The organism is Flavobacterium cupreum (assembly GCF_003996965.1).
In the GTDB taxonomy this organism is placed as follows: domain Bacteria; phylum Bacteroidota; class Bacteroidia; order Flavobacteriales; family Flavobacteriaceae; genus Flavobacterium; species Flavobacterium cupreum.
Genome location: NZ_QWDM01000004.1, coordinates 281,497 through 293,222 on the forward strand (window position 1 = coordinate 281,497; position 11,726 = coordinate 293,222).

The 11,726-nt window shown below is 37.6% G+C and carries 5 protein-coding genes; 2 read left to right on the forward strand and 3 right to left on the reverse strand.

What is annotated here, in order from left to right; all coding sequences use genetic code 11:
• Positions 1-361: 361 nt before the first annotated feature.
• On the reverse strand, positions 362-3,208 hold the full coding sequence (locus D0817_RS07890; RefSeq protein WP_127337848.1) for a TonB-dependent receptor plug domain-containing protein: 2,847 nt from the start codon (positions 3,206-3,208) through the stop codon (positions 362-364).
• A 540-nt stretch (positions 3,209-3,748) separates the two neighbouring features.
• On the opposite strand from D0817_RS07890, the gene metK reads away from it, so the two are divergent.
• Positions 3,749-4,999, forward strand: coding sequence for a methionine adenosyltransferase (metK, locus tag D0817_RS07895; protein ID WP_127337849.1), 1,251 nt, complete (start codon positions 3,749-3,751; stop codon positions 4,997-4,999).
• Positions 5,000-5,292: 293 nt separating this feature from the next.
• Positions 5,293-7,629, forward strand: a complete 2,337-nt coding sequence (locus D0817_RS07900) for a tetratricopeptide repeat protein (protein ID WP_127337850.1) — start codon at positions 5,293-5,295, stop codon at positions 7,627-7,629.
• A gap of 213 nt (positions 7,630-7,842) precedes the next feature.
• Here D0817_RS07900 and D0817_RS07905 read toward each other — a convergent pair whose 3' ends face one another.
• Entirely contained in the window at positions 7,843-9,309 is a 1,467-nt protein-coding gene (locus D0817_RS07905; protein ID WP_127337851.1) for a M28 family peptidase, read from the reverse strand.
• A 136-nt stretch (positions 9,310-9,445) separates the two neighbouring features.
• Positions 9,446-11,692 carry a hypothetical protein gene (locus tag D0817_RS07910; protein ID WP_127337852.1) on the reverse strand — a complete coding sequence of 749 codons (2,247 nt, stop codon included), beginning with the start codon at positions 11,690-11,692 and terminating at the stop codon, positions 9,446-9,448.
• Positions 11,693-11,726: the final 34 nt, after the last annotated feature.

The following is an 11,726-nucleotide window of genomic DNA, read 5'->3' on the forward strand; positions in this document are numbered from 1 at the left end:
GTTGAAATAAAAAAACCCTTTTGGCTGGCTGACCAAAAGGGTTTATAGTTTTAACTATAACAAAGATTTATCTTTCACTTTTGGCAACAGCAGATCGGGGCGCATTTACGCATCATACAACATATCATTCTTTTGTCTGCAATTGTTTTCATTTTATAAATGGTATTAATTTAAAAACAGTTATTTTTAATTCTATTAATTTGATAGAGTAAATATAATAACTATTTCCTAACCACCAAACAGAAATGTATAATTTAACATTTAAAAAAGAATTCAGCATTGAAAATTCTTCTGAAATCCTTTGTAAACCCCTTTCAGATCAGGCTTTGTACCATTTTGACGGGAAAGAGTTTTTTTTTGCTTAAAATTTAAAACTCAGACGTGCAAAACCAAATCTTCCGTTTAATCCGAATTGGGAAACCGCTCTGGAGTACGCAAACTGATTGGCATTTGTTAAATCTGTGCTTGGAGCGGGTGACAATGTCGGAGTGGTGTTTGTAAAGGCCGGAGTAGACGGATTATTTCGGTCCGGATAAACATCACCTATATTATTAACCCCAAGCGTTACCCTGAATTTTTCACTGATCTGATATCCGAAAGATAAATCGGTTACAATTTTGGCACTGTATTTCGGATGTTCATACACGGACGAAAACCCGTCTAGGTTTACATCTGTTGCTCCGGGATCGGTTACTTTTCCAAAATAACTGTTTCGTAAATAAATATCCAGTTTTTTGATATTGAAAGTCGTTGTCAAATTAGCTTTCAGTTTCGGAATGGCTTCTTCTAAATAAACCCTGCTCGATTCCGGAAAAAAGGAATATTTAAACGGTTCTCCGCCAGCCTCAAGAATAGATTGCGGCACATTTAAATTCCCTACTCTTTTCGTTTCATTATAACTGATGGCAAAATCATTTCTGATGGTGAAATCCTGAATCACATCGTATTTCTGGGAAATCACCACATCTACTCCTTTTGTCTCCGAGTTGATTCCGTTGGTCCAGAAAGAGGCTCTTTCTACTCCTTTCAAATCAAATGCTTCCTGGAATAAGGTTAAAGCTTCTGCCTGTTCCGGTGATGTTGCCCCGCCAATTTGCGCATCTGTCGGTCTTGAATATTGTCCCGTTAAAACAATCCTGTCATCGATTCTTGTAAAATAGGCATCTGTAGCAATCGTAATATTGGCATCCGGAATTTTGAATGTAAATCCTGTACTTATACTTTTAGATTTTTCGGGTTTCAAATTTTCTACGCCAATACTTTTTGCCGCATCGGAGTCATTTGTAAAATACCCGACCTGATAAGGCGATCCGTTAATAAACTGAGTAGAACTGGCTTCGAAATATTTTTGCTGCAACGACGGTGCCCTGAATCCGGTCTGTCCGGAAACTCTCCAATTGATAAAGTCATTTAATTTTAAAAGGGAAGCCAGTTTAAAAATCACCGTATTTCCAAAATCCGAATAGTTCTCAAAGCGAGCTGCTCCGTTTAAAAGCCAGTTTTCTGTGGGGTTGAGTTCTAAATCGACATAAGCTGCGACGCTTTTTCTGTCTTTTTCTTTAGCATCTGCAGGCTGAAAACCTGAAAATCCCTGCGCTCCCGCTCCACGTTTGTTTCCGAAAAAATCGGTCACAATTAACGGTGAAGTTGTTGGTAATGTACCGGGAACAAAATTCCCGTTTACATCATACAATCCGTAAGAAGCTTGTTCTCCGGTTTTGATCTGGTAATTTTCATATCTGAATTCCCCGCCAAAGGCAACGTTCAGACCTTCTAAAACATCTAATTTCTTTGTGAAATCCAGGTTGGTGGTACTCTGTAAAAACGAAACCTTACCGGCATCAAAACTAGTGGGTGATGCGGTTCCCAAAGTGGCATTGATCGTGTTGTTGACACCATATTTAAAAGAGTTGGTTCCAAGATTTGAACTAATATCGGTATCAAATCCGAACAACTGCGTGGTCACTCCTACTGCGGCGGAAGCATCTAAAATGTCTGATTCTATTTCCGGTAAAAATCCATTGGAATACACTTGCGTGAAAGTTCCCGAACCATTTGGAAGCCTGTTGAAAGCATACGATTTTCCGTTTCTGTATGAAACGCCCCCAAAAGAATACAGTGATGTCAGCGCTGTTAAAGGATATTTCGCATTATAATACAATTGTCCCGTAGCCAGTTCTGACTGACCAACGCTCATATTATAATCGCTTCTCTGCTGACCTCTGTAATTGAGTTCGTTATTCGTAACATCAAAGTTCAAGGCAGTCTGAATCTGGGCAATTGTAGATGCGGAAGCAATAGCGGTCTGCTGTGCAGGTGTAAAGTAACTCACCTGTGGCGCGTATTGCTGTAAAGTGCTTATAATCTGAGCTGAATTGGGTGTTGTGTTAATATTGGTGAACAAAGAATTGACCTGCACTCCATTTTGAGCCGCCCTGTTTTCTACCGCATTGTAGGCATTAAAAATAGCATTATTCCTGATTCCGGCGCGGCTTGTGGACTGTCTGGTAACAGCGCTTCCCGTAAAATTCAGGTAACTTCCTGCTTTGCCCAAAGAGGTGCCGTAGTTTAAATCTAACTGCAGCGATTGCCCGTCACTTCCGCCTTCAAAATTATTCGAACCGGAGGATAAATTCGCTCCGTACTGGATATCGCCTGAAACATATTTGGCATTCTTTTTCAGTACAATGTTAATGACTCCGGCAATAGCATCAGAACCATATTGCGCGGCAGCTCCGTCTCTTAAAACTTCAATTCGCTCAATCGCATAAGACGGGATCGCGTTTAAATCGGTACCTACAGAACCTCTTCCCGGAGATCCGTTTATGTTTACGAGAGCACTGGTGTGTCTTCTTTTTCCGTTGACCAGAATTAAAACCTGATCGGGTCCCAAACCTCTTAGTTGTGCCGGATCTACGTGGTCTGTCCCGTCTGCAGTAGACGTCGGATTACTGGTAAAAGACGGTGCTACATAATTTAAGATTTGTGTGACACTGGTTTGCGGAGCGCCTTTGGTTATTTCTGAAATATTAAAGACATCAACAGGAACAGGCACATCTGTTTTTACCCTGTTTTTACTTCTGGAACCTACGATGGTCACTTCAGACAATTCGTTGTTTTGTAAAGTATCCTTTTCTGTTTTATTGTCCTGCGCATACAATCCGGATAATGTCGCTAAGCCAAAAAGCACTATTAATTTATTTTTCATTTTATTTAACTGGATGTTATTATTCTGGTTTATAATTAGTTTTACTTATTTCTTTCTTACAATTTCGGGCAAAAAAAAAACCTCTGCAGCTTGGCAGAGGTTCTTTATATATAGTTTAAAAATAATCTACAATAGTCTCTCTGCGGAAGTTTCCGGCATCATACAAGACATATTCTTAGAGATTGATTTCATTTTTTCTTACATTTTCTTCCGGCAAATTTGAGAACTTTTTTTGGAACTGCCAAAGAAAATTCTAAAAATATTTCTATTACCCTATCAAAGTAGTATGTTATGTTAAATTTATCTGTATTAAAATAAAAAAAACATCAGTTTAATTTGCAAATCAAAATGGTTTTATACCTTTGCACGCGAATACAGAGGAAAAATTTGAACTGATTGCAACCTCTTCATAATGAAATGGTTCGTTATGAATACTGAAACGTTTTTGTTTCGGTAGTAAAAAATGCTAAAGCAGACATTCTCCTTTAGCCTTTTTTAGCAATTTTTTTACCTCGCTTAATTTTAATTTAATAAATTATTATGGCTTATTTATTTACGTCAGAATCTGTTAGTGAAGGGCATCCAGACAAAGTTGCAGATCAAATTTCGGATGCATTAATCGACAACTTTCTGGCATTTGATGCTAACTCAAAAGTAGCATGCGAAACTTTAGTTACAACGGGTCAGGTAATTTTGGCCGGTGAAGTAAAATCAAATACCTATCTGGATGTTCAGCAAATTGCTCGTGAGGTAATCCGTAAAATCGGTTACACTAAAAGTGAATACATGTTTGAAGCGAATTCTTGTGGAATTCTTTCGGCTATTCACGAACAGTCTGCCGATATTAATCAGGGTGTTGACAGAGCCAAACCAGAAGAGCAGGGTGCAGGAGATCAGGGAATGATGTTTGGTTACGCCACTAACGAAACCGAAAACTACATGCCACTGGCACTTGATTTATCTCATAAACTATTACAGGAATTAGCGATCTTAAGACGCGAAAACAAAGAAATCACGTATTTGCGTCCTGATGCAAAATCGCAGGTTACTTTAGAATATAGTGATGACAATAAGCCAACCCGTATTGATGCGATCGTAATTTCGACTCAACACGACGATTTCGAGGAAGAAGCTACTATGCTGGCTAAAATCAAAAAAGACATTATCGAGATTTTGATTCCAAGAATCATTGCTAAAAACCCGGCTCACGCTCATTTATTCAATGATAAAATTCAATATCACATTAACCCAACAGGAAAATTCGTAATCGGAGGACCTCACGGAGATACTGGTTTGACAGGAAGAAAAATTATCGTGGATACTTACGGTGGAAAAGGTGCTCACGGTGGTGGTGCTTTCTCCGGAAAAGATCCGAGTAAAGTAGACAGAAGTGCGGCTTATGCTACACGTCATATCGCTAAAAACTTAGTAGCTGCCGGTGTTGCTGACGAAATCTTAGTACAGGTTTCTTACGCTATTGGTGTTGCTGAGCCAATGGGTATCTTTATTGATACTTACGGAACTTCTAAAGTAAACTTAACCAACGGTGAAATCGCTAAAAAAGTAGAAGCTATCTTTGATATGCGTCCTTACTTCATCGAACAGCGTTTGAAATTAAGAAACCCTATTTACAGCGAAACGGCTGCTTACGGACACATGGGACGTACGCCGGAAGTGGTAACGAAAACTTTTTCTGCTCCGGGAGGACATGTAAAAACAGTTACTGTTGAGTTGTTTACCTGGGAAAAACTTGATTTCGTAGATAAAGTAAAAGCTGAATTTGGATTGTAAATTTAGATTTTTAGACTGTCTTAGATTCTTAGACTGACTTAGATTTTTTGACAATCTTTACTCTTAAATATAAAAAAGCCCGATTTCTAAAATTTAGAAATCGGGCTTTTATTTTGCCTAGAAAGAAGGTTAGAATCTTATAAACAATATCCTTTTAGCCTCACTGCCAACGACCAATTATCTCACCACTACACCAATTATTTCAGCGTTGTGCCGCTTATTTCAACGTTACAAATTCTCCTGTACTATAGAATTATATTCGCAGAAGAAATAATCAAAGTAACTGATGTAAAATGAGCGAAATAGAGTTACCTCCGCACCAAATTCTCTCTGCAAGTGAGATAGAAAAAAAAATAGGCAAACTTCCGCCAGAATCCCGATATTATCTTTATGGCGATGAAGATGAAGAAGATGAAGATGATACAGAATATCCTGATATGCTGTATTTTGAAGGGGATATCACTCTTTCTGAAAGTCAGCTTAAAGCCTTAGAAAAAGAGAACTATCATTTTAACATTGCAGTAAAAGGCAATTTTACCCTTGAAGGACATTTTTATACCGGTTGCAATAATTTATGGGTGAGTGGTAACTTTTATTGCGACTCCCTGACTAATGCTGAATCTTTAAGAGTGAAAGGAAAAATCATCGCCCGTTATTATGTTTTTTTTTTATCCGATGATGATGAAGCATTAAGGAGCACTTCTAAATTAAAAATTGAAACCCCCTATATCTTTTCGTGGTTTTATGATTTATCTAATATTACATTAAATCGTGACGCCATTGTTTTTATCTTGTGTGACGAAGACGATTATGAAGAGATGGCTTTAAAAAACTTTTGCTTTTACTGGCATGATGAAATTTTTGCCCTAAAACCTGAATTATTATATACAATTGATAACCCAGGCCATGATGCTATTATATGGGATTTTAAGATCCTATATAAAACCCTGCAAAAAGGCGAAAGCATATTCATAGAGGGCCTTGATCCTAATTCCTTACTTCTTGAAAAACAAGCCGAAGAATATGAACGCTTAGATCGCTACAAAGAAGCTTTTGCGATACGCAAACAACAATTAAAATTATCGCCAGCCTACTATACTGCGTGGTATAACGCAGGAATGCTACTTTATAATCTTGGAGCTTATGAGCAAGCCATCCCTTATTTTGACAAAGCAGCCAATCTCTTTCCGGAAGAATTTAAAATTTTCGATAATAATGCTCCCGTTTTTAGTGCTTTTGCAAGAGTACGTCTCGGCCAATTAGACGAAGCCCTAAAATGGGCTGATTTTTCTATAGACAAAAATGAATATGCTACGCTGGACTTATCTTATCGTGTACGTGCAGAAGCTTATATCCTGAACGAAGATTGGGATAAAGCAAAAGCTGATCTGGATATTGCATTGAAATTAGAATATGACCAAGAAGGCTCTTCTAATTGGCTCATGGGCCTGGTATACCATCATTTTGGAGATGCACAAAATGAACACAAATACCATGAATTGGCTAAAAAAGCAGACAAAACTTTAGAAGCAAATTATCAAACACACCGTAACACCGATTTTTTTTACCAGACAGCTATTAAGGTAGACTGGCTGGATGAGGAGATTGAAATAGGAGAGATTATTAAAGATGCCGACTATTGGGCACATTTTTTAGAAGAAGGAGGTTATGGCCAACTTAAAGAAGTGCCTGAAGAGTTTAGAACTCTGGATATTTGTCTTAAGATAATAAAAGGCACTCCCTCTCAAAACTATGTTGCAAATGCCAAATATTTCCCAAAAGATCTACTTACAACTACCGAGCTTATCGAAGCTTTGTTGGAACAGGGTATTCATAACCTTCGTTATATCCCCAAAAATTGCATCACCAAAGAACTTTTATTAAAATCAAAAGGCACGTTTTGCAACCCTCAAAACATTCCGGAAAAATTATGGGATCATGAATTGTGTAATTGGGCGGTCTCTGCTACCGGCAATTTGAACGAATTACCACAACGTTTATTAAATTATGATTTATGTCTTAAAGCGGTTCAATTTCATCAATATGCTATACGTTATGTTCCGGACTGCTATCGTAACGAACAAATGTACCTTACAGCAGTGGCCTACTCTCATGATAGAAACTATGATATTCCATCTAAATATTACCGTCCCGAAATGATATGCAAAGCTATCGATATTAATCCTATGGCTATCGATACTCTTCCTGGTAACTACATTGATGAACTTGTATTTAATCATGCTAAACAAAAGATTGATCCTGATATATTTGCTCCATTAGCCCATAAACATGGTGTGAATTTTAGGGAACATTTCGATCGCCCAACATTAAAAGAGGATTGTTGGGAAATATTCTGGGATGAAAAATTAATACTAAACGAACTTTCGAAAAAATTTAGCGAAATTTCTGGTGACGATATTCCTGAAAAAAAATACACTCAGGCCATTGCAGATGCTGTTTTTAAAAATAATCCTTATGATTTGAAATACATTCCCAGAAAATTTATTTCGGCAGAAATGGCAGCACAAGTCTTAAGGAAACGCAATCCTTCAGCAAACTTTCCAACTATTGATTTCTTTTCTAAAAGTGTCCAGGAAGTTATTCGAAGTTACTCTGATTTAAATGAATAAAGCGAAATTAAAAATAACAACTCTAAAGGAGTAAAAGGGCTAATAAGTCAGAATAAATAAGGCTGTCATAGATTCTTAGACTGTCTTAGATTTTTAGAATGTCTTAGATTTTTAGATTGTTGGATTTTTTTACAATCTTTACTCTTAAATATAAAAAAGCCCGATTTCTAAAATTTAGAAATCGGGCTTTTATTTTATGAATTGAAAGCGACTTTATCTTTCCAGTTTCACATTCGGCAATGTTTTAGGACGAGCAGCATCGTTCGATAAAATCCAGCCTGTGCGGTACATCCACTCGGTCATTTTATGCAGTTTTACGTAATCGATATTCTCCGATTCATCCATTGGGGTGTGGTACTGGCTGTGCAGCACACTTGTAAAAAACACAGACGGAATTCCCCTGCGCGCATAGGGCAAATGGTCGGAACGGAAGTAAAAATATTCCGGATGCTCCGGTCTGTCCCAAAGTTTATCGAGATCAAATTTTGGGCCTTCGTCGTTGGCTTTTTTGGCAATCGCCACTAAGTCTGAGGAATTTTCATGTGGCGAACTGGATCCTAATAAAGCGGCCTGATTGACGTTGTTTCTTCCAATCATATCTCCGTTTAATACCGCAACAATGTCTTTCTCGGGAACGGTTGCATGTGCGGCGTACCATCTGGATCCTAACAAACCACGCTCTTCAGAACCGTGAAATACAAATAAGGCGGTTCTTTTTCCCGGTTGTTTTTTATACGCTCTTGCAATCGCAAGCATCGCCACACAAGTACTGGCATTATCGTCGGCTCCGTTGTAAATGGAATCCTGACCGTATTTTTGTCGTATCCCGTCGTGATCCTGATGTCCACTAAAAAGAACGTATTCGTTTTTCAGTTTAGGATCTGTCCCTTCTATTTTCCCTACAACATTTACCGAAGGATATTTATACGTTTCCGAAATTACTTCTGCTGATAAAAGGTCTTTGGTACTTTTCAGGTATTCCAGCTGATCGCCATGTACCCAGAAAACAGGCATGGCAGCGCCAATTTTATCACGGAAACCTTCAATTCCGTAAACGCCTCTTGTCATTTGCGGTTCTACCTGTGACCAACTTTGTTCTGCTAATTCATCGGCTACAAAAACGACGGCTGCGGCTCCTTTTTTAACCAATACATCATAATATTTAGTTCGTACAAGGCCCGGATAACGCCTGTCAAAAAGCGAAATATCATCTGCAATTCCTTCTTTCGAAGCTAACAGAATAACGGCTTTTCCTTTAAGGTCTGCTTTTTCAATATCTTCTTTTGTTGCTGCTCCTAAATATACTAATGGTGCCTCAACTTTGGTATTTGTGGTTTCTGCTACCAGGACTTCTTTCCACAATTTAAATTCTTTTTGCCCAATTTTAAATTTCGTGTTTGGCGTGACCTGATGCCTGTACATGTCAAAAAACTGAAAATAGGTCCCGTCATCACCTGCCGGAGCCATTCCGGCCTCTTTGGCTTTATTGGCCAGCCACATCGATACTTTTAATTCATCGAGTGTTCCGGCTTCACGGCCATTGAAGTGGTCACCAGCCATCTGGTACATATCGGTCCTAAGGTCTTTTTCAGTAATTGCCGTAATTAAAGGTTTTTTGATGGTTTGGGAGAAAGCAATTCCTCCACAGATCATCAAACCTAAGATCATTTTGTTTTTCATACGTTTTCATTTACTCTTTCAAACTTACTAATTTAAAGCCAAAAAATAACTCCGTATACACAAACCGCAAAATATAGGACCTAAAAAAAGCCTTTGAATAGTTCAAAGGCTTTCTAATTTTTAATCGGTTTTGTTTTTAGTACGTTCCGTTTTGCATTTTTTCCAGTACTTCTTTCATGTCGTTTAATGTATCCGGTTCATAAACGGTAGCGGAATATTGCAATGCTTTTTTCTGTAATTCGATTGCTTTCTCTTTTTGTCCGTCTTTGTAATACAGCTGCGCCAGCGTATCTAAATAATACGGATTGTTTTTCGTCACAGCCAGGCTGTATTCCGACCATACAATTGCTGATTTAATAAAAGCTGCATTTGCAGGTTTCTCTACCACAGACCAGGCTGCCGTATTTGCCAGATTAGAATGATAGTCTTTAAATGAACTCCATCCGTTATAGGAATACTCGGAATTGGCATCGATTGTCGCAAACAACTGATCTAAGGTCTCGATTACATTTCCTTTCTCAGGAGCTAAATAAGTATTAAAGTATGTACTGAATTCTTTTAAGAAAGTCGTATTATCGGCACTTTCCTCAGTGTCCTGGCTCAGGTAGGCAAAATAATTTTTATAACATTCAAACCCGCCTTTTCCGATTGCAATTAATTTTTTGTAGGTCGAAATTATCTTATTCTGATTGGCAGTTCCTTCAACACCTTCCTGCGAAACATAACTGTTTATTTGTAAAGCAGATGAAATATCAGCGCTTAAGTTCGTAACGGTCATAGCCGGTACAGCCGGATCAACAGCTTCTGTTTTCGCTTTTTCGATAGCATCGTAATGTTTGATTAAATAATCTATAGAAAGAAAGTCCGTATCATTCAAAACCCGGTCTTCTTTGAAAAACTGTTTAGAAAAACCCTGATTTTTAATTTCTCTCAAAATGGTTTCTACCAAAAGCATATTGGGTTTGGTATCTTTTTGATGGGCTTCTATTAATTTTTTCCAGGTCTGCATCACCTCTTTTTTATCTAAGGCCACTTTTGGAAGTTTAAAATCGGCTGCATTGTTTTCTGCAACAACAGCTACATCATAATCCGCTTCATAATCGTACGGCAATTCGAGTACCGCCGCCCTGTTAAAAGTGGCAATTAGCTCTGTATCTGTAGTTTTTTTATTTTTTACTATTTTATTAAAAGCACTGAAAGCATTGACACGCTGTACTTTTTTACAAAAATCATCATAGTAATTGAATTTGGATTTTTGATCATTTAAAGTCGATTTCGCACTCGTCAGAACATCTCCGTCCCCATTTAAAATAATGACACCCGGGTTGTCATTAATTTTGTTGGCCTTCAGCCATTTTTTATCGTCTGCAGTCGCCAGATAATAATTAAAGATATCGTACTGCGGATCATAAACGTCATACATATTGTAGCCCACCTGTTCTTCCTGCTCTTTTACAAAAGCATCAAAATCAGCTTTTGCAGCTGGATTTTTACTGTCTGTATACACTACCAGAAATTTTGTGTTTGTCTTTTTAGTTGCAGCAATGGCTTCTTTTAAGCTGTTTTCAATTTTAAATTTAAAATTAATTTTAGGAGAAGCATAAGCACTGTCAACAGTAACTACCGTGCTATCCACCGCTACGTCGTAATCGTCAGTACCCGCAACATCTTTCCCCGGATAAGTCCAGTTTGTAATGTTTTGCTTTTCAATCGCAATAACGCCGGGAGTCGTTTCGGGCTGGGTTTCTTTATCGTTCAAAAAAAGAATCGGATCTTTTCCTCCGGGACCAAAAATTTTGAGGTTTTTTGTTTTCTGATCGTATAGGCCTGAAATCTTTAAATCCCCTAAAACATCCAGCTCGTATTTAATAGTTATTTCCGAAACATCTTTTGGCAAAGCGTATTTATACAGTTTTGTTTTTTCCGTTTCATATCCTTCCAAAACCAAATACAGGTAATCAGCTTTGTCAATTTCGAATGCTACATCTATATTTTTCCAATCGGGATCTTCCTTGGTTTTTATATCTGACAGTTTTTGATACTGAACTGCTTCAGATCCTTTTTGGGTTCCGATGTAAAATGGATTATAAGAAGGATCTAAGAATTTAATTTTAATTTTTTTCGCTTTTTTATCACTTGCGAAAGTTAAACTGAAAGTGTCATCTGTTTTTCTATTTTGAGAAAACAATAATGAATCTCCTTTAATATTGTAATCGCCGGAATAAAATACCAATTCGTATTTCCCGTCATCCAGTAAATTTAATTTGATTTTTTGCCCTTTGTTTGTTGAGATATAAGTTCCTTTTTCAATACTTTTTGTCTGAGAAAAAGAAACCGATAGTAAACAAAAAAACGCGGAGAAACTCCATATAAAATTGCGCATGCTTAGCTTTTTTGGTTGTTAATACTAAACACAA